Source organism: Nocardia terpenica, from assembly GCF_013186535.1.
Taxonomy (GTDB): Bacteria; Actinomycetota; Actinomycetes; order Mycobacteriales; family Mycobacteriaceae; genus Nocardia; species Nocardia terpenica.
Window position 1 is genome coordinate 946,294 of the sequence record NZ_JABMCZ010000003.1, and the last position, 20,585, is coordinate 966,878.

22 protein-coding genes are annotated in these 20,585 nt (G+C 69.3%); 10 read left to right on the forward strand and 12 right to left on the reverse strand.

The window, feature by feature from the left end; all coding sequences use genetic code 11:
• The first annotated feature begins 150 nt into the window (after positions 1 to 150).
• From HPY32_RS25965 to HPY32_RS25985, 5 genes are all read left to right on the forward strand, one after another.
• Complete coding sequence (locus tag HPY32_RS25965; RefSeq protein WP_067576632.1) at positions 151 to 1,326, forward strand: PucR family transcriptional regulator; 1,176 nt, start codon at positions 151 to 153, stop codon at positions 1,324 to 1,326.
• The gene (locus HPY32_RS25970; protein ID WP_067576634.1) at positions 1,323 to 1,991 is read left to right on the forward strand and encodes a YoaK family protein; all 669 of its coding nucleotides are present in this window, start codon (positions 1,323 to 1,325) and stop codon (positions 1,989 to 1,991) included. The genes HPY32_RS25965 and HPY32_RS25970 overlap by 4 nt, the downstream gene beginning before the upstream one ends.
• 112 nt (positions 1,992 to 2,103) lie before the next feature.
• On the forward strand, positions 2,104 to 2,625 hold the full coding sequence (locus HPY32_RS25975) for an LppP/LprE family lipoprotein (protein WP_067576636.1): 522 nt from the start codon (positions 2,104 to 2,106) through the stop codon (positions 2,623 to 2,625).
• Between the two features lie 144 nt (positions 2,626 to 2,769).
• Positions 2,770 to 3,414 (forward strand): class I SAM-dependent methyltransferase, encoded by a 645-nt coding sequence (locus tag HPY32_RS25980; protein ID WP_197696297.1) that lies wholly within the window; start codon positions 2,770 to 2,772, stop codon positions 3,412 to 3,414.
• A 41-nt stretch (positions 3,415 to 3,455) separates the two neighbouring features.
• A complete protein-coding gene (locus HPY32_RS25985) occupies positions 3,456 to 4,343 on the forward strand; it encodes an alpha/beta fold hydrolase (protein WP_067583953.1) in 888 nt (295 codons plus the stop codon).
• Between the two features lie 298 nt (positions 4,344 to 4,641).
• On the opposite strand, the gene HPY32_RS44855 is transcribed toward HPY32_RS25985, so the two are convergent.
• Positions 4,642 to 5,220 carry a CGNR zinc finger domain-containing protein gene (locus tag HPY32_RS44855; RefSeq protein WP_231951241.1) on the reverse strand — a complete coding sequence of 193 codons (579 nt, stop codon included), beginning with the start codon at positions 5,218 to 5,220 and terminating at the stop codon, positions 4,642 to 4,644.
• Positions 5,221 to 5,292: 72 nt separating this feature from the next.
• Between HPY32_RS44855 and HPY32_RS25995 the strand changes: the two genes are divergently transcribed.
• Complete coding sequence (locus HPY32_RS25995; protein ID WP_067576642.1) at positions 5,293 to 6,039, forward strand: class I SAM-dependent methyltransferase; 747 nt, start codon at positions 5,293 to 5,295, stop codon at positions 6,037 to 6,039.
• An 81-nt stretch (positions 6,040 to 6,120) separates the two neighbouring features.
• Here the strand turns inward: HPY32_RS25995 and HPY32_RS26000 are convergent, their stop codons facing one another.
• The 4 genes from HPY32_RS26000 to HPY32_RS26015 form a co-directional block, all read right to left on the reverse strand.
• On the reverse strand, positions 6,121 to 6,456 hold the full coding sequence (locus HPY32_RS26000) for a glycine zipper domain-containing protein (protein ID WP_156673748.1): 336 nt from the start codon (positions 6,454 to 6,456) through the stop codon (positions 6,121 to 6,123).
• A gap of 134 nt (positions 6,457 to 6,590) precedes the next feature.
• The gene (locus HPY32_RS26005; RefSeq protein ID WP_067576646.1) at positions 6,591 to 7,598 is read right to left on the reverse strand and encodes an SDR family oxidoreductase; all 1,008 of its coding nucleotides are present in this window, start codon (positions 7,596 to 7,598) and stop codon (positions 6,591 to 6,593) included.
• 32 nt (positions 7,599 to 7,630) lie between these two features.
• Positions 7,631 to 8,683 (reverse strand): alpha/beta hydrolase, encoded by a 1,053-nt coding sequence (locus HPY32_RS26010; RefSeq protein WP_228787704.1) that lies wholly within the window; start codon positions 8,681 to 8,683, stop codon positions 7,631 to 7,633.
• Positions 8,684 to 8,981: 298 nt separating this feature from the next.
• A complete protein-coding gene (locus HPY32_RS26015; protein ID WP_156673749.1) occupies positions 8,982 to 9,383 on the reverse strand; it encodes a hypothetical protein in 402 nt (133 codons plus the stop codon).
• Between the two features lie 103 nt (positions 9,384 to 9,486).
• Here HPY32_RS26015 and HPY32_RS26020 point away from each other — a divergent pair, with 103 nt between their 5' ends.
• Entirely contained in the window at positions 9,487 to 11,193 is a 1,707-nt protein-coding gene (locus tag HPY32_RS26020) for an ABC-F family ATP-binding cassette domain-containing protein (RefSeq protein WP_067576650.1), read from the forward strand.
• Between the two features lie 132 nt (positions 11,194 to 11,325).
• Here the strand turns inward: HPY32_RS26020 and HPY32_RS26025 are convergent, their stop codons facing one another.
• The 4 genes from HPY32_RS26025 to HPY32_RS26040 form a co-directional block, all read right to left on the reverse strand.
• Entirely contained in the window at positions 11,326 to 12,684 is a 1,359-nt protein-coding gene (locus tag HPY32_RS26025; RefSeq protein WP_067576652.1) for an ABC1 kinase family protein, read from the reverse strand.
• Positions 12,685 to 12,696: 12 nt separating this feature from the next.
• Positions 12,697 to 12,990 carry a hypothetical protein gene (locus HPY32_RS26030; protein WP_067576654.1) on the reverse strand — a complete coding sequence of 98 codons (294 nt, stop codon included), beginning with the start codon at positions 12,988 to 12,990 and terminating at the stop codon, positions 12,697 to 12,699.
• A 144-nt stretch (positions 12,991 to 13,134) separates the two neighbouring features.
• The gene (locus HPY32_RS26035; RefSeq protein WP_067576655.1) at positions 13,135 to 13,716 is read right to left on the reverse strand and encodes a TetR/AcrR family transcriptional regulator; all 582 of its coding nucleotides are present in this window, start codon (positions 13,714 to 13,716) and stop codon (positions 13,135 to 13,137) included.
• Between the two features lie 35 nt (positions 13,717 to 13,751).
• A complete protein-coding gene (locus HPY32_RS26040; RefSeq protein WP_067576657.1) occupies positions 13,752 to 14,210 on the reverse strand; it encodes a DUF6640 family protein in 459 nt (152 codons plus the stop codon).
• A 132-nt stretch (positions 14,211 to 14,342) separates the two neighbouring features.
• Between HPY32_RS26040 and HPY32_RS45775 the strand changes: the two genes are divergently transcribed.
• The gene (locus HPY32_RS45775) at positions 14,343 to 14,477 is read left to right on the forward strand and encodes a hypothetical protein (protein WP_267466773.1); all 135 of its coding nucleotides are present in this window, start codon (positions 14,343 to 14,345) and stop codon (positions 14,475 to 14,477) included.
• Between the two features lie 11 nt (positions 14,478 to 14,488).
• Here the strand turns inward: HPY32_RS45775 and HPY32_RS26045 are convergent, their stop codons facing one another.
• The 3 genes from HPY32_RS26045 to HPY32_RS26055 all read right to left on the reverse strand — a co-directional run bounded on the left by HPY32_RS26045 (position 14,489) and on the right by HPY32_RS26055 (position 18,332).
• On the reverse strand, positions 14,489 to 15,304 hold the full coding sequence (locus HPY32_RS26045) for a class I SAM-dependent methyltransferase (protein WP_082870397.1): 816 nt from the start codon (positions 15,302 to 15,304) through the stop codon (positions 14,489 to 14,491).
• A gap of 138 nt (positions 15,305 to 15,442) precedes the next feature.
• Positions 15,443 to 17,737, reverse strand: a complete 2,295-nt coding sequence (locus HPY32_RS26050) for a GH92 family glycosyl hydrolase (RefSeq protein ID WP_067576659.1) — start codon at positions 17,735 to 17,737, stop codon at positions 15,443 to 15,445.
• A gap of 13 nt (positions 17,738 to 17,750) precedes the next feature.
• On the reverse strand, positions 17,751 to 18,332 hold the full coding sequence (locus tag HPY32_RS26055) for an AMIN-like domain-containing (lipo)protein (RefSeq protein ID WP_067576660.1): 582 nt from the start codon (positions 18,330 to 18,332) through the stop codon (positions 17,751 to 17,753).
• 72 nt (positions 18,333 to 18,404) lie between these two features.
• Here HPY32_RS26055 and HPY32_RS26060 point away from each other — a divergent pair, with 72 nt between their 5' ends.
• Entirely contained in the window at positions 18,405 to 19,556 is a 1,152-nt protein-coding gene (locus tag HPY32_RS26060) for a class I SAM-dependent methyltransferase (protein WP_067576661.1), read from the forward strand.
• Positions 19,557 to 19,687: 131 nt separating this feature from the next.
• Positions 19,688 to 20,545, forward strand: a complete 858-nt coding sequence (locus tag HPY32_RS26065; protein WP_067576662.1) for a Bax inhibitor-1/YccA family protein — start codon at positions 19,688 to 19,690, stop codon at positions 20,543 to 20,545.
• Positions 20,546 to 20,585 lie beyond the last annotated feature (40 nt).

Sequence of the window (20,585 nt, forward strand, 5' to 3'; positions counted from 1 at the left end):
TGGTCGTATGCCTCTCGTCCTCGTTGTTTCCTGCCTTCAAGGCTCGTCGCCGAACAAGGCGGCAACTAGGGCGCAAACCGAGAATCGAGGCCGGGTTCTATCGTGGAAAACGCAAAAGGCTCCGGACGGAAATATCAGCGAGGTGACCCCATGACAGCGCCGGACAGCTGGCAGCCCGTGATCGCGCTGTGCGATGCGGTGACCGCCGACCTGCCCCGGCTGGTCCCGGGCATCGTCGAGATCATCCGCCGCGAGGTGCCCGGCTATCACGTGGTCGATCGGGACGAGCACATCGTCGGCGTCACCGAGCAGTTCGAGGGCCTGCTCATCGGGCTGTCCACCCGGCGGCCCCCGTCCGCCCGCGAGCGCGACCGAGCCCGCGAGCTCGGTCGGCTGCGCGCCCGCGAGGGCGTGTCCATGCAATCGCTGATGGGCGCGTACCACGTCGGCTACCGCGAGATGTGGAACGTGCTGCTCACCCGCGCCGACGAGCGGGATCCGGGCCTGGCCGCGCACCTGGTGCGCCTGGTCGGCACCGTCTGGACCTGGGTGCAGCAGGCCACCACCGCCGCGGCCGACGCCTACGGCGAGGCCGTCCGCGCCGAGGACGCCGCCCAATTGGGCCTGACCTACCGCTTTCTCGACGCCCTGCTGGCGGGCGGCGCGTCGCCCGCCGACCTGACCCGCCTGGCGCACGCGATCACCCTCGACCCCGGCGGCGACTTCCAGGCCGTCTGCTCCCCGGCCGCGTGCTGGTCCGACGAACGCCTCGCCGAGCTGCGCCTGGCCCTGCGCCGCCCGCGCGGCGTGCTGCGCTGCGTCAATCGCGGCACCACGATGCTCGCCCTGCTGCAACGCATTCCGGCCGAGGCGCTACTCACCGAGATGCGCCGCCGCGAGCCGCACGCGCCGATCGGCGTCGGCCTGCCGCGCCCCGGCCTGCCCGGCGCCGCCGCCACCATCGTCGACGCCCAGCAGGTGCTTCCGCTCGCGCGCGGCGGCGCGGTCGCGCACTTCCGCGACGAGTGGCTGCCCGCCACCGTGCTCCCGCAGGCCGACCGGCTCGCCGCGGTCCTGGCATCCGTCCGCGCCCCGGCCGCGGAGCATCCGGACCTGGCCGACACCGTGCGGCACTTCGCCGACCACGGCATGTCGCTGGCCGCGACCGGACGCGTCCTGCACGTGCACCCCAATACCGTGAAGTACCGGCTCGACCGCTGGCAGGAACTCACCGGATGGGATGCCCGCACCTGGGACGGCCTGTCGCGCAGCATGCTGGGACTCGGCCTGTTCGCCCCCGCCCCGAACGAGGTGATCGAACGATGACGGCCGACGAGCCGGTGAAACTGCCCACGGCACAGTCGGTTCGACTGGGGCTGCTGCTGGCCCTGGTCGGCGGCATGCTCGACGCCTACACCTTCGTCGGCTACCGGGTGTTCGCCAATGCGCAGACCGGCAATATCGTGCTGCTGGGTGTCTCTGCCGCCCAACGCGACTGGTGGCGCGCGGCCGAGCGCATTCCGCCCATCCTGGCCTTCATCGCGGGTGTGCTGGTGGCGGAAACGTTGCAGCGGCCCCGGATTTCGGCGTTCCTGCGCCGGCCGGTGCGGGTGGCGGTGGTGCTGGAGATCCTCGTGCTCATCGGAGTCGCCTTGGCGCCCAACGACGCCGAGACCGTGGTCACCGTGCTGGTGGCCTTCGTCGCCTCGGTGCAGGTGACCACCTTCCGCACCCTGGTGGACACCCCGTACAGCACCACGATGACGACCGGCAATCTCCGCATCGCCACCCAGAACGCCTATGCCGCAGTGATATCCGGCGATCGCGAGGCGGCCCGCCGGGCCCGCCGCTTCCTCGCCGTGGTCCTGGCCTTCCTCGTCGGCGCCTGCCTGGGCGGCGTCCTGACCGTGCACCTGCACGCCTACGCGGCGCTGATCCCCGCCGCCCTGCTGGTCGCCGCCCTGGCGCTGTTCGTTCATGACGAGCGCTAACATTCGCCGCTCCGGCGCCGATATCCGATTCGGCTGGTTTGCCCGGGTTCGGGGATCCGGTTCAGCGCCAATGCCATTCGTGTCTGTTGTCCCGAGATTCCGAGGGGGATCCATGAGAATCAAGTCAGCGGCCTTCCTGGCGGCCACGGCCGCCGTCGCGACGAGCGTCGTCGCCTTCGGCGCGCCGATCGCCGCCGCCGACCCCGTGCCGCCCGGCGGTGGCCACGGGCTGTGCTTCGATGTGAACTCGCAGGTGGCCCGGGACGCGGTGGCGTCGCTGCCGCCGAACCGCGGGGGCTACCCCTGGGTGATCGAATCCGGTAGCCAGGTGCCGGTTTCCCAGGGCTGCGACGGACTGCTGTCCTGGATGACCGTCGACTGGGCCGGTACCCATCCCGGCTCGCACGTGCTGTTCTTCACCGACGGCCGGTACCTGGGCACCGCGACCTCCAAGTACTACTCCTACACCGACGTCCTGGGCGGCGACCGCACGCACGTCCAGGTCCGCTACCGCTGGGCCCTCCCGCAGGACGCCCTGTGCTGCCCCAGCGGCGGCCCGTCCGTGGTGACCTTCACCCTGAACGGCCACGAGGTCACCGCCGACGGCCAGTTCCCGCCGGACCCGGACCAGTAGCCGCCGCGAGGGTGGTGCGGGGTGTAGCCTGCCCCACCCTCGAAACACCCACTAGCACCAGCGCCGACGGCCTCCGCGACGACGAGACTCGGTGGAAGAGCGAGACTTCGACCGATCCGATATCGTATGTCGCAGGGAGGATTGATGATTCGTATGCGCAAGGCGGCGGCCATGGTCGCTGGTACTGCCGCGGTGGGCGCGGCCGGGTGGTTGTGGTTCGGCGATCGCGCGCCGTTTCCGTACAGCCAGCGGTGGATGCTCGACGTTCCGCTGCCGATGCTCACCGGGGCGCGGCTGGATGCCATTCTCCAGCCGCGCCCCGGCGAGCGCATGCTCGAAATCGGCCCCGGCACCGGGCTTCAGGCGCTGCACATCGCCCCGCAGCTGGGGGAGTCCGGTCGCCTGGACGTGCTCGACGTGCAACCGGAGATGCTGTCGCACGTGCTGCGCCGCGCCGGCGACCTCGATATCACGAATATCGTTGCCACGCAGGCGGATGCGCGATGCCTGCCGTTCGACGACGGGAGCTTCGACGCGGTCTACCTGATCACCGCGCTCGGCGAGATCCCCGATATCGGCACCGTGCTGCGGGAGGCCGAACGAGTTCTCACCCCCGACGGACGGCTCGTCGTCGGCGAGTTCTTCGACCCGCACTGGATCACCCTCACCACGCTGCTCACCCACGCCGACGCGGCCGGACTGCACCTGACCACCCGCAGCGGGCTCGGTCCCGCGTATCTGGCCCGCTTCCACCCCTGCCGGAAGGCTCGGGGCACGCGCGCGGCGTGAAAATCTTCCCGGCGGCGGCCGCCGTCGGGCACAGTGACGGTATGGACCGTTTCGTGCGAGGTCGTGCCGGTTTCGTGGCAGTCGTCGTGCTGCTGGCCGCCCTGGTCGCCGGGCAGGGGTGTTCGAGTCGGTCGGCGACGGCGCCCGCGGTGTGGCAGACGCTCCCGGCGCTGGGGCCGGTGCCGCCGGGCGCGCAGAGCGGGTACGCGCCCGTCGACGGAATCCGCGTGTACTACGCCGAATTCGGGCAGGGGCGGCCGGTCCTGCTGCTGCACGGCGGCCTGTCCAACTCCGAATACTGGGACTACCAGGTCCCGGCGCTGGTGCGCGCCGGGTATCGGGTCATCGTGGCCGACAGCCGCGGCCACGGGCGCAGCACCCGCACCGCCGAGCCGTACAGCTACGACCTGATGTCCGCCGATGTGCTCGCCCTGCTGGATTACCTCCGGTTGCCGAAGGTGGATCTGGTCGGCTGGAGCGACGGCGGCATCATCGGCCTGGATATCGCCATCCATCATCCCGACCGGCTCGGCAGCCTTTTCGCCTACGGCGCCAATTCCGATCCCTCCGGGCTGATTCCGCACGGCACCGACAGCCCGAACTTCGCTCGTTTCGTCGCCCGCGCCCGGACCGAATATCAGGCGCTGTCGCCCACCCCGGACCAGTACGACGGCTTCGTCGCCCAGATCACGCACATGTGGGACACCCAACCCGATTACACCGCGGACCAATTGCGCGCCATCACCGTGCCGACCACCATTGCCGACGGCGAACACGACGAGGTGATCGCCCGCGCGCACACCGAATATCTGGCCCGCACGATTCCGCACGCGGAGCTCCGAATCCTGCCCAATGTCAGTCATTTCGGCATGTTGCAGAATCCCGACGAGTTCAACCGCGCGGTACTCGACCGCCTGTCTCGGCCCTGAACGCTGTCACCGCCGAGGGAGCAATATCAGGGTGCCGTCGAGTTTCCGGTACACCTCGACCTCGATGCGCCGGACGGGCGGAATATCATATCCCGGCATCCGCCGATCGGCCCCTCGGCTCGCGCCTCGGCGGGGGCGTGAATTACCAAGGCGGACATGGCGAGTAGGCCCGAAACGGCCAGCATTGCCGCGCGTGCACAACCGACGGGCACCGGATGTTCTCCTTCTTCCGCGGATAGTTGCGACGTCCTAGGACATTCGTTGCCGCGCCCGAGTCGGATGGCCGCGGGAATTCGCGCTAGGAATCCCCGGCCGCCCGGCGGGCGCGGAAAGCCGATGTCTTGGTGCGATTCTGGCAGGCCGTCCCGCAGAATCGTTTCGTGCCGTTGCGCGACACATCCAGATACACGCGGTCGCAGCCGTCGGCCGAACAGACGCCGATCCGGTCGGCGTATTCGCTGCCGAGAACGTAGGCCAGGCTGACCGCCGTCCCCGCGCCGATCCCGGTGACCAGCGGGGCGTCCGGGGGGTGGGAGTGCAGATGCCACGGCCCGCCGTCCCGCCGGGTGAGCGTGGGCCGGGCGTCGTATTCGACGATCATGGCGTTGATCCGGCCCGCGGCGTCGTCGAGGTCACCGGCCGCGACCGCGGCGAACACGCGCCGCGCCTGCTCGGCCACGCGCGCCAGCCCCGCGGCCTCGTCCGCGTCCACCGGATGCCCGTACGCCGCGCGGATCGCACCACCCACGCGGTCGCGCAGCTCCGCGGCATCGGCCGCGGGCGGATAGGGCCTGCCCCGGTTCTCACCCGGAACGACGGCATTGACGAGTTCCGCCGCGACCTCCACGGCAGACAGGGTGTGACTGTCTAAACGCACTTGACCAGTTACTCCGCTCTGGCTAATCTCGTCACTGTCATCAATCATTATGACAGTTACAGAGGTTGGATCATGCAGCTCACGACCGCCACCGCCCGCACCTGGATCGAGCGCTGGGATCGCCAGCAGGAAAGGTACCTACCCGATCGCGAGACGGTGTTCGCGGTGATCGCCGACGCCGTCGTCGCGCAGACCGGGCGCCCGGATCCGCTGGTCATCGATCTGGCCTGCGGCCCGGGGTCGCTCGGCGCCCGCATTCGCGACAGGCTGCCCCGCGCCCGCGTCATCGGCGTGGACACCGATCCGGTGCTGCTCGCGCTGGCCGATTCCGCCTACGGCTTCGAACTCGTCGACCACAATCTCACCGATCCGACATGGATTGCCGCGCTGCCGATCTCGGAGCCGGTCGACGCGATCGTGAGCACCACCGCCCTGCACTGGCTCTACCCCGATCAGCTCGCGCGGGTCTACGCCCAGGCCGCGAGCCTGATCCGGCCGGGCGGCATCCTGATCAACGGCGACGATATGGTGACCGTCGACGCCGATATCGACCTCCTCGAGCGGGCCATCGGCAGCGGCCAGATCGACCGCGAGGGCGTCGGCGACCGCGAGGACTGGGCGCAATGGTGGACCGCGATCACCGACGAACCGCAGCTCGCCGCCGCCGTCGCCGAACGCGACAACCGAGCCTGGGAGCACCCCGCCGACGGCGGCACCGGCTACGAACAGCACCTGAATCTTTTGCGGGAGGCCGGATTCCGCACGGTCTCCCCGATCTGGCAGTACGGCCGCCGCCGCATCGTCGCGGCCGTCAGGTAGCGATGGTGAGCCGGTAACGACGGCGGCCGGGCCGGGCAGCGGTGCGCGGCCCGGCCGCACGGTGGGCCGAAACCGACCGGATCAGGGCAGGATCTGCGGGATCACGTCGGGGTTGAAGTGGCCGACCAGGGCGCCGATGAGGCCCCCGAGGATGGGGCCGCCGGAGCCGGTGGCCGAACCCACGGCAGAACCGATCGCGGCGCCCGCGACCGCGCCGTTCAGCACCGGGTCGGGGTACTGGGCATCGGGGTTGGTCGCAATGTTCTCCGGCTGCAACGGAATTCCCGCGGAAACCGTGGTGGCCGACGGATTTACCTCCTCGGCCGAGGCGCTTGGAGCGAACATTGCCGCGGCCATGAGCGGCACGGCGACGACCGCGGCGACGCGACCCGATGTGACCAGCATGTGACGAGCCATTTTCTTCCTAACTGCTCTAGAGCAACTGCGACCGGTTCTCGCCTTTCGAGAACCTTTTCCGACAATAGTGCGCGACAACCCGATTCGCTCCGTCGAACAACGAATTGGTATCCGCACCGGACACCGCGGCCAATTCAGTTGCCGCGGAAACCCTCCCTGAAACCTCCCAGTACCTCGCCGCATCGGAACGCGATACGGCGGGCCACCCGGCCACCGTGCTCCACCCGCGCGCGGGCCTTGCGGCCCAAGGCAATTGCCCGGATGCGCTCGGTGGGGGAGGCGAGCAGGTCGGCGATGATGCGCTCGCTGCGGTCGCGCACCTTCGCCGCCCAGGCCGGATGGGTGGTGGCATACAGGCGGTTCGCCTCGACGGCGGCGAGAACGACGGCGGCGGCGTCGGCGGGCGTCACCATTACCGAATTCAGATCGGTGACGGCCCCGAACAGCGGTGTCAGCTTTTCGTATTGGTCGGCGGTGACGGTGGCGAACCAGCCCGCCTCCGGTCGTTCGCGCAGGGCGTCCGGGCCCCCGGCGACGAGGGCCGTCGCATTGTCCATCAGGCCGCGCAGCATGCGGGTATCGATCGGTCCCGGGCAGACGACCGTGACACCGATTTCCGGTGCCAGCAGGGACAATTCGCCGCGCAAGGATTCCGACAGCGAAACCACACCGTGTTTGGTGGCCGCATAGACGGCATTGAACGGATCGGCGATGAGCCCGGACACCGACGCGATGTTCACGACGTGACCGCGACCCGCCGCGACCATCTGCGGCACGAACACGCGCACGCCATTGGCCACGCCGCCGAGATTGACCGCGATCATCCGCTGCCAGTCGGCGGGATCGATCTGCCAGCTCGGGCCGCCCGCCATCGTTCCGGCATTGTTGACCAGCAGGTCCACCCCGCCGAATCGGTCGAGCGCGGTCTGCGCCAAGCGCTCGACCTGTTCGGTATCGGTGACATCGGTGGGCACCGCGACGGTGTCGGCGTCGAGTTCGGCGGCGACCTCGGCCAGCCGGTCGGCCTCGAGGTCGGCCAGCACCAGCCGCAGGCCGCGCGCACCCAGCGCCGCCGCCACCGCCCGCCCGATGCCGTTCGCGGCGCCGGTCACCACGGCCACCTGTCCCGCTTGGAGTTTCATCGACCCTCCCCTCGACCCCGGACGTTACCCGGTCACGCCGACATGTGCCGACACAGCCAGGCCAGCCCGTGTCGATAGCGATAGTCCAGACCCATGTGGGTGTCGTCGAAAAGCTCGAAGCGCACGCGGTCCTCGGGCACGCCATTGTCGAACAGGGCGCGGCGGAACGCCTCGGCCCCGATATCGAGGAACCATTCGTCGCGGGTGCCGCCGTCGATCCAGATGGCCCGCATCGAGCGCAGGGCGTCGGCGTATTTCGGGACCATGCGCACCGGATCCCAGTCCAGCCAGCGCTGCCACGCCTGCTCGCGCAGCACGCCGGTGACCGGATCGAACGGCAGCTCGGGCGTGCCGTCCTCGCCCGCCGAATAACAGGCGGCGAGGCCGAGCAGCATGACGACGGTGGTGTCGGAATCCCGCATCGGGCCGCCCTGGGCCGCGCGCTCGCCGAAATCGCGCCAGAACGCCCAGATATCGCCGCCGAACTCCCGCAGGCGCCGAACGGCTTTCCCGAACTCCATGATGTAGGAGTACTCGTAGAGGTTGTCTCCGGCGTGGGTGGCGAAGTTGGCGAACAGGTCGGGCCGCAGCATCGGCGTGATCATCGCCCCGAATCCGCCGCTGGATTTACCCGCGATCGCCCGGTGCTCGCGATCGGCCGCGGTCCGATAGTTGCGGTCCACCCACGGCACGATCTCCTCGCACAGATAGGAGTGGTAGCGGCCGGTGCCCGGCGAGTCGACGTATTGACTGCCACCGTATTTGGTCCAGGCGTCGATGTAGACCACGATGGCGGGCGGCGCTTCACCGGTGGCGAAGACCCGGTCGGCCAGCTCCACATACGGTGTCTTGAACGGATGCCGGTATCCCCACATCGGCAACCGGCCGGTGTAGCCCTGGATGACATACACGGCCGGATAACGCGTTTCGGCGTTCTCCGGCGCATCGTAGCCCGGCGGCGTATAGACCCACAGCGGCCGCTCGTGCGGGTCGCCGAGCGGATTGCCGCGTAACAGGGTGCTGGAGAAGGTGTGCAGATCCAATCGTCCGGCGAGATCGAAACTCGGGGTGAAGTCCGTCATCATCCCTGCGACGATACGGATGAAACCATCTGCCACGCAGCGATTTTCATCGGACCCGGAACGGGATCGGCTCAGACGCCGTAGACGATCTCCCCGGTGCGCCGGGCGAAGGTGACCCGGCCGGACTCGGTGAACCGCGCGCCCGCGGCGCGCAGCGCGACCACCTCCGCCACGTGCCCGCCCCGCATCAGGCCAGATACTCTTCCCGCGCTTCGTCGTTCGCGAACTCCGCGGTCACCACGTACGTGAACATGGCGCCCATGTCACTCGGGGAACGGCGTTTTCGCAACCGGAGTCGGCGCTACCCCAGCGTGTACACGTTGGCGTACCCGGAGACCACGGTGTCGTCGCCGGTGACCAGCGCGACCCGCACCTGCACCTGCTGCCCCTTCGCCAACTTGGCCCCGGTCAGGACGACCACGTCGCTTTGGGGACTTCCATCGCAGGTGACCGGGCTTTGCGCGCCCGACGCCGACGGTCTGTCGGCATCGGGAGCTCCGGCCAGCGCCTTGATGGCGACCACTCCGGCGTTGGAGGCGCAGGTGTAATCGACACCCACGTTCTCCGGTCCGACACCGGTGACCTTGATGCTGTTGTCGCCGTCGGCGAGCGCCGGGGCGGCCGTCGACGCGACGGCCGTTCCCAGCGCCGCGAAGACGGTCATGACGAAGGCCGAACGCCGATAGTTCCGAATAGTCACCATGGATCTTCGTCCTCCTGCGTAGCGGAAGTAGATCGCGGACTATCTCCATCTTGGCAGAAACTCGGTTGCGGCGGGCGGCGTCGGTCGGGTTGCCTCAGGCGCTATGGCGCACATCGACATTGCCGATCTTCACTACGTCCTGCCGGACGGGCGCCCGCTGCTCGGCGGGGTGAGCTTTCGGATCGGTGCGGGTGTGAAGGCGGCGCTGATCGGCCCGAACGGCACCGGCAAGACGACGCTGCTGCGGATCATCGCCGGTGATCTGGCCGCCGACGACGGCGCGGTGACGCGGTCGGGGACGCTGGGGGTGATGCGGCAGTTCATCGGCCGAGTCGACGACGACTCGACCGTGCGCGATCTGCTGCTGGACATCGCCGCCGCCCCCATCGCCGCGGCCGCGCGGGCGCTCGACGCCGCCGAGAACGCGCTGATCGAGCGCGACGAGGAGGCCACCCAGTTGGCATACGCGCACGCCCTCTCCGACTGGGTCGACGTCGGCGGGTACGAGGCCGAGGCGTTCTGGGATGTCGTCACCACGGCCGTCCTCGGCGTCGGATTCGATCGGGCCAAGTGGCGTTCGGTGCGGACGCTCAGCGGCGGCGAGCAGAAACGCCTGGCCCTCGAGGCATTGTTCGCGGGCCCGGACCGACTGCTGCTGCTCGACGAGCCGGACAACTACCTGGACGTGCCCGGAAAGCAGTGGCTGGAACGGACGATCGCCGCATCGGACAAGTCGGTGCTGTTCGTCAGCCACGACCGGGAGCTGATCGCCAATGCCGCCACCCGGATCGTCACGCTCGAACCGGGCGCCGCCGGGGCGACCGCCTGGATCCACGGCGGCGGCTTCGCGAGCTATCACCGGGCGCGCGAGGACCGCACCGCCCGGCTGGCGGAACTGCGCCGCCGCTGGGACGAGGAGCACGCCAAACTCCGCGCGCTGGTGCTGCGCCTGCGGGAGAAGGCGAAGTTCAACGACAGCGTCGCGGCCCGCTATCACGCCGCCCAGACCCGGCTGGCCAAGTTCGAGGAGGCCGGGCCGCCCGAGGCGATTCCGTTGCGGCAGAACGTATCCATGCGGTTGCGGGGCGGGCGCACCGGCAAACGCGCGCTGGTGTGCACGCGGCTGGAACTGACCGGACTGATGCGGCCGTTCGACGCCGAGATCTGGTACGGCGACCGGGTCGCGGTGCTCGGCGCCAACGGCTCGGGCAAGTCGCACTTCCTGCGGCTGCTCGCGGCGGGCGGCACCGACCCGGACGCCGACCATCTCCCGGCGCCCGACCTCGACCCCGAGCCCGTGCCGCACACCGGCCGCGCCGCGCTCGGCGCCCGCGTCCGGCCCGGCTACTTCGCCCAAACCCATTCCCGCCCCGACCTTTCCGGTCGCACGCTGGTGGAAATCCTGCACTCCGGCGACGACCACCGCGACGGCATGGGCCGCGAGGACGCCGGGCGGATACTGGACCGCTACGGGCTCGCCCGCGCCGCCGAACAGCGATACGACGACCTGTCCGGCGGCCAGCAGGCCCGGTTGCAGATCCTGCTGCTCGAACTGTCCGGCGTCACCATGCTGCTGCTCGACGAGCCCACCGACAACCTGGACCTGCACTCGGCCGACGCGCTGGAGCAGGGCATCGCCGGATTCGCGGGCACCGTCGTCGCGGTCACCCACGACCGCTGGTTCGCCCGCGGATTCGATCGCTTCCTCGTCTTCGGTTCCGACGGCACCGTGTACGAGCGCGACACACCGATCTGGAACGAAACGCGCATACCGAGTACCAACCCCATGGCCCGTGGGCAGCGGCGGTGACCTTCAGACCGGCCGGAATGCACACCCCCGGCGCGGCCCTGCTCGCCGTCTCGTTCGGCGCGATCCAGACCCGGCACGACAGCGTATTCCCCTGGGGCACACTGACGGTCGACCTCGCGGGCTGCCTGTTGTCTACGAGCCGAGGGTCGCGCGGCCGATCTCGGTGGTCGGGGGCTCGTGGTAGAGCCATTCCCGGGCGATTCGGTGCCAGTTGTTGGTGGCGCCGAGCTGGCCCAGGACGGCGACGGTGAACAGGTCCACGCGGCGGGAGAAGACGTGTTCGGGCGGGAGGCGCTGGCGGCGCACGCCCCGGAATTCGGCGGCGCGGGGGTCGATGGCGAGTACCACTGCGCCGGTGGCGAATTCGGGGGTGATCGTGATCTCCTCGTCGAGCAGATGCCAGCCCGCGGCCGCCCACACGTATTCCAGGCACTCCTGCGCGGTCACGCCCGAATCCGGGTCGACGATGCGGTGTTCGACCCACTCCCGGAACAGGTCGTCGGCCCGCTGCTCACCGGCCGCGCGCAGGCAGGTGCGTTCGAGTTCGACGTGGGCCGGGTCCATCGTGTTGTAGAGCCCGAAATCGACGAAGGCGAGCCGCCCGTCCGCGGCGAGCAGGATATTGCCCGGGTGCGGATCGCCGCAGAATTCGTAGTCGGTGAACAGGGCGGTGACGTAGAAGCGGTAGATCAGCTCGCCGATCCGATCTCGTTGCGGGGCAGGCAGATTCCGGATCTCCGGAAACGGCCTGCCCTCGACGAACTCGGTCACCAGCACCTGCCGCCCGCAGTACTCGCCGATGCTGTCGGGGACCGTGATGAACGGATGATTCCGATAGCGCGCGGCGACCCGGTGCTGGGTGCGGGCCTCGCGCACGTAGTCCAGCTCGCTGCCGATGGTGCGGGCGATCTCGTCCAGCACATCGCTGTCGGCCGCGCTCGGCAGGATCGACTTCCACAGCATGCCGATCATCGCCAGATTGCGCATATCCGCGTCGACGGCCTCGTCCACGCCCGGATATTTGACCTTGACCGCGACCGTACGCCCGTCGCGCAACCGGGCCCGATACACCTGCCCGATCGAGGCGGCGGCGATCGGCGTCTCGTCGAAGTCGGCGAACACCCGCGCCAGCGGCCCGAGGTCGTCCTCGATCACCGCCCGCATGGCCGGGAACGGGACCGTCGGCGCCCGGTCGCGCAGCTCGGCGAGCTTGGTGCGGAACATCTCCCGATGCGATTCCGGTAGCAGATTCACATCGAGAACCGACAGCATCTGGCCCAGCTTCATCGCCGCGCCCTTCATTCCGCCGAGCACGGTGACCAGTTGTTGCGCGGTCCGCAGCGTGGACCGCTCGGCGAGAAGCTGCCGGGCCTGCTCGGTCCTGCCGATCATCGACAGCCGGGTACCGACGCCGCGCAGCGCCTCGGTCGCGGCCAGGTGGCCCACCCTGCGGCCGCGCGCGAGGCGCCCCTTCGGTACCCGACCACTCATGGGGCGGCCGGACTACTGGCCTGTCGCGTCCTGCTGGGCGAGAACGAAGGTGCCCTGGCCGTCCGCGTCCAGGCCGGTGTCGAGGATCTTGTCGTCCAGGAAGGCGGCGGCCTGCTCGTCCAGGAAGATCCGGGAGCCCTCGGCGGTCAGGACCTGATCCTGCTCGGCCGGTGCGGAGGCGACCGCGAGCTGCAGCGTCTCCGCACCGTCGTCGGTGGATATCCGCAGCCCGGCCTCAGTCGGCGTGCCCTCCGCGGAGGTGATGGTGCGGACCGCCTCGATGGCGTCGGGGGTGAGCATCAGCATCTGTCTGGTATTCCTTCCGCTGTCGTGACAACCCGCCGGAGGCGGCGGACCGCATCCCGCGGGCCGGTCTCCAGCCCGGTCGTCGTCCGGTGCCCGGGTCGGCACCGACATTGCTTAGGAGTAGCCACCGGCTGCCTCACGAAACTACCCCTGTCCCGACTCCGGCGTCCCGCGCAGGCCATCCAGGGCGATCTCTATGAAGCGCTGCCAGTCGCCGATGCCGCCGCGGCTGATCGTGGCGACGGCCCCGATGATCATATAGAGGTCGGGCACGGTGGCGTCGGCCCGGACGCTGCCGTCGGCGCGGCCCCTGGCCAGCAGCTCCTCGCCGAGGTCGGCCAGCCGGGCGCGGATCTCCCCGTGCGGCTGGGTGTCGCCGATCACCGATTCGATGGCGCTCGACAGCGTCCGCTCGCGCTCGTGGACCTCGGCGATATGCCGGAGGAAGTCGGTGAGTGCCCGGCGGGTATCGGGATCGGGCAGGCTGACGCGGCGGGCGTGGTCGAGGATCTCGGCGAAGCGCCGCTGGGCCGCGGCCTCGATGAGCGCGCGGCGGGTGGGGAAGTGCCGGTACACGGTGCCGACCCCGACACCGGCGGCGCGGGCCACATCGGCCATCTGCACCCCGTCGCCGCGCTCGACGAACAGCGCCGTCGCGGTGTCGAGGACATGGTCGCGATTGCGGGCCGCGTCGGCGCGCAGGGTGCGGGTGGTCGGGCTCGGCATCGTCGATCTCCCTGCTCTGGTCGTCCGACCGCAGGCTACCCGGCGATCCGGCGGGCGCGGCCGCGCTCCACGCCCACCGCGGCGGACAGTCCGACCAGCATCACCAGCGCGATGAACAGCTGCACATCCATCCCCAGCACCCGGTGCGAGGTGCATTCGAACTCGGGATCCTTTGCCGCCGTGCCGGGAAACAGCAGCGCGCCCCACATGCCCAGCCAGGTCACCGATCCCAGCGCCGCGGCCAGATAGAACTGGGCTCGCTGATCGCCCTTGCGCCGCAGCAGGATTCGCAGCCCCATCGCTCCGGTCAACATGCCCATCCCGACGTACTGCGCATCGTGGAACTTGGCGTGCGGCGGCCAATTCGGGTTGTGCAGATGCTGTTTCGCGATATCCGGGATGAGCAGGTCGGCGGCCAACGGGCCGATCAGGGTGTTCGCCAGGACGGCGCCGACGAGGGTGCGCGGCAGTGTCCAGAAGCGCTGGCGGGCCATGGGATAACTCCTTTACGAGAAGAATCGGAATCCGATTCCGGTTCTATTCGTGACGGTAGGTCGCCCGCCGAGAACGTGTCAAGGGGTCTGCGGGAGGGCATGTCGCGCCGTGCCGGGGCGGAGAATTGTCGTATGAGCGACCGGGAACGCGAACCCTACAGCGACGACGACGATGTCGACGACCCCCTGGACGGGGTGGAAGGGGCCGAGGAGCAGATCGACCACCTGCTCTACGGCGACGAGGACGATATGGGCGATCTGCTCTGACGCTGTCGGAATCAGGTCGCCGCGGTGGCGGTCAGCACGACGTACTCGAACAGATACTCGGCGGGCCGGTCGGGCTCGGCGAGATTGCGGCGGTCGGCCAGGTCGAGCAGGTCGGTGTGCAGGGCGGCGGCCCGCTCCGGATGGTCGGCCATGGCGGTGAAGGCGGTGAGGATCGGGTCGAAGGCGGTCTCGAAGAACTCGATGAACTGCGCCGGGGTGGGGGCCGTGCGGCGGAAGCCGTGCGCGGTCAGGTCCAGGTCGGCGATCCGGTCGCCGAACAGCCACAGCAGGTGCTCCTTGCTGCTCCACAGCCGGGCGGGCAGCGCGTCCGCGGCGGGCGGGTCGTAGTGGGCCAGGGTGGCCAGGATCTCGCAGATCCAGGACCGGCGGGTCCAGCAGGTCATGCCGATGACGCCGCCGGGCCTGGTCACCCGCAGCAGCTCGTCGGCGACGTCCTGGTGGGCGGGCAGGAAGGTCGCGCTGCCCGAGGAGACCACGATGTCGAACGAGGAGTCCGGAAACGGCAGGTCCTGCGCGTCCGCCCGGGCCCACTCCAGGTCCACCTCGCGCCGCAGCGCCTCGGCCCGGCAGGCGGTGCAGTTGTCCACGTCGGTGTCGACGGTCACCACCTCCGCACCGGACAGCGCGGCCGCCAGCGCCACATGTCCGGTTCCGGTGCCGATGTCGAGCACCCGGGTACCCGGACCGATATCGCAGGCGGTCACCAGCTCGGCGCCGAGCTCACCCAGCGCCGCCCTGGCGAATCGGTGGTAATCCCCGAGTGCCAGGTCGTTGCTCTCGTCCACCGGGCTTGTCGAAGCGGTCATGGTGCGTGCTCCTTCGGGTGAGCGTCGACCATCGGGATACGCGTCGGCCGAATGTCTGGTTATTATCCCGCAAATTCGGGCGTATCGCCTGCCGACCGTGGAAATCGCCGAAACTCACCCGGTGCCGTCGAGGCCGGTTCAGTCGCTGCCGCTCCCGTCGGTGAAGGACGGCGGGACGTCGGCCGGGTCCGCGCCCCAGGCCGGGTCCGGCGTCGCCGACAAGGTGAAATCCAGTGTCCCGCCGGTGATTACGAACGACTCGGGGAGCCAGGGCTTGGTCCACGGCTGGCCGTTCACCCGGAGCGCGGTGACGTACGGCGTGCCGGAGGCGGCGTTCGGGGCATTGAGGACGATCGGCGGCCCGTTCGGCCGGTCGATGGTGACGCCGGTGAACATCGGGCTGCCGATGACCAGCTCGGCCCGGCCGGGGACCTCGGGGTAGAGGCCCATGGCCGCCCAGACCAGCCAGGACGACATCTCGCCGAGATCGTCGTTGCCGACCAGGCCGCCGGGCGCGGCCTTCCAGATCTCCCGCCGGACCCGATCGACGATGCCCTGGGCTTTGTAGGGGGCGCCGGAGTAGTTGTAGATCCAGGGCGTCTCCAGGGTCGGCTCGTTGCCGAGGAAGGCGTACGGTTCGTGCGTTCCCGCATTGAGTTTGGTGAAGAAGGTGTCCAGGCGCGCGTTCACCGCCGCCGCGCCGCCGAGGTCCTCGATCAGCGTCCGGTAGTTGAAGGGCACCATCCAGGTGTATTGGGCCCCATTGCCTTCCACGTATCCGGTCGGGTCGGCCGGATCGAAGGTCGCGGCGAAGCAGCCGTCGACGTGGCGGGGCTGCAGGTAGCCGGTGGCGGGGTTGAACAGCTTGCGCCAGTTCTGGGCTCGCCGCATGAACGCGTCGTGGATCGCCTCGTTGCCGAGCCGCCGCGCGAACTGGGCGATGGCGAAATCGGCGGTGGTGTACTCGAGCGTATCGGCCGCCGCGTCGGGGACGTATCCCAGCATCAGATAGGCGGCCAGGCCCGGCCGCTCCTCGTAGCCCTGGCTGTTGACGCCCGGCACGCTGGCGCCCTTCACCATCAGATCCAGCGCCTGCTCGGCGTCGAAATCCGTTGCACCGAAGGCGTATACGGACGAGACGATGCTGTGATACGGGTCGCCGTTCATGACACCGGTGTAATCGTTGGCGACGGTCCACCGATCCCAGGCGCCGCCCTCGCGTGCGAAAGTCACCATGGTGCGGGCGATATCGGCCGCCTCCCGCGGTGCGATCAGCGCCAGCAGCTGCACCTCGGAGCGATAGATGTCCCAGCCGGAGAAGTTGGTGTAGATCGGATGCGCCGGATCGGTGGCGTGGATCTGCTTGTCGAATCCGGCATAGCTGCCGTCCACGTCGGAGAACACATTCGGTTGCAGCAGAGCGTGATACAGCGCGGTGTAGAAGATGGTGCGCTCGTCGTCGGTGCCGCCGGTGACCCGGATCCGGTTCAGCCGCGCGTTCCAGGACTCGTGCGCCGCGTCGGCCACCTCCTCGAAGGCGTGCCCGGGATTCTCCGCGTCGAGATTGGCCTTCGCGCCGTCCAGCGAGACGAACGACAGCCCGATCCGCACGTTCACCGTCGCCGATCTGCGGGTGTCGAAGGTGACGTACGCGCCGACCTGCGTTCCCGCCGCGGAGGTGTCGGTGCCCACCGAATTCCCGTTCCAGGTACCGGATTCGGCGAAGGGCTGATCGAATTCGGCGTGGTAGAAGAGGGTGTAGAAGCTGTTGGTGCCGCAGAACTTCCCGCTGTGCACATGGCCGTCGACATAGTTGTCGCCGATCGTCACCTGCGCGTCGTCGGTGCCCTGGATCGATCCGGCCGCATTCATCAGCAGCGTCGCGGAACTGCCTGTGGGATAGGTGAATCGACCGGCCCCGGTGCGCTGGGTGGCGGTCAGCTCGACCCGCACCCCGCTGTCCAGATCGACCTGATACCTTCCCGGGACCGCCTTTTCGTGCGCGTGGGTGAACGTCGCGTAGTAGGCGTCCGGCGTCGTCGCGGGGGACGGCCCGATGGCGCCGACGAACGGCATGAACGGCACGTCCTGATAGGTGTCGCAGCCCGCCCCCGACAGATGCGTGAGGCTGAAGCCCTTGATCCTGTTGTCGTCGTAGTAATAACCGCCGTGCTGCGGCGTCACCGTATCGGGACTCCACTGCACCATGCCGAAAGGCACGTCGGCGCCGGGGAAGTTGTTTCCCGCCCCACCGCCGGTACCCATATCCACGTCTCCGGGCCGAGTGCCGATGAACGGATCGACCCACCCCGTCAGATCCTGCATGCCTCTATTGTCCGGCCCCATCGCCACCACCGGGGCATGTCCCGATATCGAGACGGCCACAATGATCGACACCGCGGCGAGACGAAATCCGTGCGGCCGCAAGGACATGCGCGCTCCTGTGTCAGGGAGAGGCGATATCGATCACCACTCGAACCGGGTTCTGCAGGCCCGTGACCGAGAACTTCGGGCGATCGGCGTTCACCCCGATGAAGGACTGCGTCGTGCCTTCGAACACCGCGGTGCCGTACACACCGGCGATGCCCGGGGCGCTCGGATCGGTCGCCGGGTTCGGCCCGTCGTAGGGGGTCGCGCCGCTGTCCCACGGATAGGCCGAGCCGAGGATCTGAACCTCGAGCACCGATTGCCCGGCGACGGTGAGCGCCTTGCCGCTACCGTCCTGCACCGCCCGATCGGTGTATTGCACCCGCCAGCCGGGCGTGCCGGTGCCGCCGAATTCGTAGACCACGCGATCGAATCCGGGATGATGGCCGATGCGCACGGCGGTGACCGTCACCCTCGAATCGAGGGACGCGGGATGCTCCTGCGGCGTGGCGGCCACGGGCGGCGGCTCGGCGGCCGACGCGGCCGAGGTCGGCACCGGGGTACGCGCGTTCGTCGCCGGAGCGGGCGCGTCGGACCTGTTCGAGCAACCCGTCAGCAGAACGAACCCCGCGACGACGACCCACGCCAGCCTGTTACGCATGGTGCAGATGGTATGCGGTGGTGCACCCGGGGTGGCCGCGACGACACGGCAACGATCTAGCACACTGTAGATGTGCTGGAGGTCGACGACGTGCTGGGCCGGTTGCGGCGGTACCCCGACGTGGAGGCGGTGAACCTCTACGCGGTGGACGCCGCGGATCGGCTGATCCTCGATGTGGCCGCCGAATCCCTCGCCGCCGCGGGCGGTGACCGGATCGCCGTCGTCGACGACGGCTACGGCGCGCTCACCCTGGGCGCGACGGTCGCGCACGATCTGCGCGGGGTCCGGGTCCACCAGGACCTGCTCACCGGCGAACTCGCGCTGGCCGGCAACGCCCGCACCCTCGGGCTGGCCGACCGCTACATCACCCAGCCCCTGGGCCGCCGCCTGTTCGAAGGCGTGCGGGTGGTGCTGCTGCGGCTGCCGCGCGCCCTGTCCGGCCTGGCCGAAATCGCCGACGCCATCGCGCGTTACGCCGATCCGGAGGTCGAGGTGTTCGCGGGCGCGCGCGACAAGTACCTGACCCCGGCGATGAACGACGTTCTGGCCGAATCGTTTTCATCGGTGCGAGCCAGTCGCGGTCGGCAGAAGTCGAGAATCCTGTTGGCGCAGCGGCCCAAACCCGTCGGCGAGCCGCCGTATCCGGTGCACCAGCAGATCGGCGAGCTCGACCTCGAGGTGGTCGCGCACGGGGCCGCCTTCTCCGGGGCGCGCCTGGATATCGGCACCCGATTCCTGCTGGAGCATCTGCGCCGGATGAAGCCCGACGCGCGCGACGCCATCGATCTGGGCTGCGGCACCGGCATTCTCGCCGTCGCGCTGGCCAAGGCGCGCCCGCACATCAGTGTCGTCGGCACCGATCAGTCCGCCGCGGCGGTCGCCTCCACCCGGGCCACCGCCGCCGCCAACGGCGTCGCCGACCGGGTGACCGTGCTGCGCGACGATGCCATGGCCGGGGTGGCCGACCACAGTGCCGATCTGGTGCTGTGCAATCCGCCGTTCCATCTCGGCGCGGCCGTGCACACGGGATCGGCGATCAAGATGTTCGCCGAGACGGGGCGGGTGCTGCGGCCCGGCGGCGAGCTCTGGACGGTCTACAACACGCATCTGAACTACCGTGGAGTCATGCAGCGTCTGGTCGGTCGGACCGAGGTGATGGGCCGCAACCGCAAGTTCACGGTGACGCGGTCGGTCCGTGGTCTGCGCGACGCCCGGCAGGAGTAGATTGCGAACGGTAGAGTCGGTTTTGTCCGTTTCTTCGTCCGGTTCGGGAACTACCTCCGGCACTGACACGTTGGTTACTCAGAACGGCCACGACCCACGTGGACCGCGACATTCGGAAAGGCACGAGAACGGTGCGCACCACTAGCAACCCGATCTTCAAGAACCTGCCCAAACAGCAGGGCGGATACGCGGGGTTCGGTTCGGCGGCTGCGGGCGCCGGACAGTTCGACTCGCGCGGCCAGCAGCAGTACCCGCCCTACGGCGGCTACCAGCAGCCCTATCAGGCGGCCCCGGCCACCCGGCCGATGACCATCGACGACGTCGTCACCAAGACCGGCATCACGCTGGGTGTGGTGACCGTCGCGGCGGTCATCTCCTACGGGTTGACCTCGGCCAACCACGCCCTGGCCCCGATGTTCGTGGCGGTCGGCGGCCTGGTCGCCTTCGTGCTGGTGATGATCGCGTCGTTCGGCCGCAAGCAGGACAACCCGGCCATCGTGCTGAGCTACGCGGCCTTCGAGGGCCTGTTCCTGGGCGCGCTGTCGTTCATGTTCACCAACGTCCGCTTCGGCGGCGTCGGCGGTTCGGGCCTGATCGCGCAGGCGGTGCTCGGCACCTTCGGCGTGTTCATCGGCATGCTCGTGGTCTACAAGACGGGCGCCATCCGGGTCACGCCGCGCTTCACCCGGATGATGGCGGGCGCCATGATCGGCGTGCTGGTGCTCATGCTGGGCAACCTGATCGCGGCCTTCTTCACCCCCGGCGGCTTCGGCCTGCGCTCGGGCGGCGCGCTGTCGATCGTGTTCAGCCTCGTGGTCATCGCGATCGCCGCGTTCAGCTTCCTGCTCGACTTCGACGCCGCCGACCAGCTCATCCGCGCCCAGGCCCCGGAGAAGGCGGCCTGGGGCGTGGCCCTCGGCCTGACCGTCACCCTGGTCTGGCTCTACCTCGAGATCCTGCGCCTGCTGAGCTACCTGCAAAACGACTAGCGGGGGTCGATAGTCTGACGGGTGGTCACCGGAATATCCG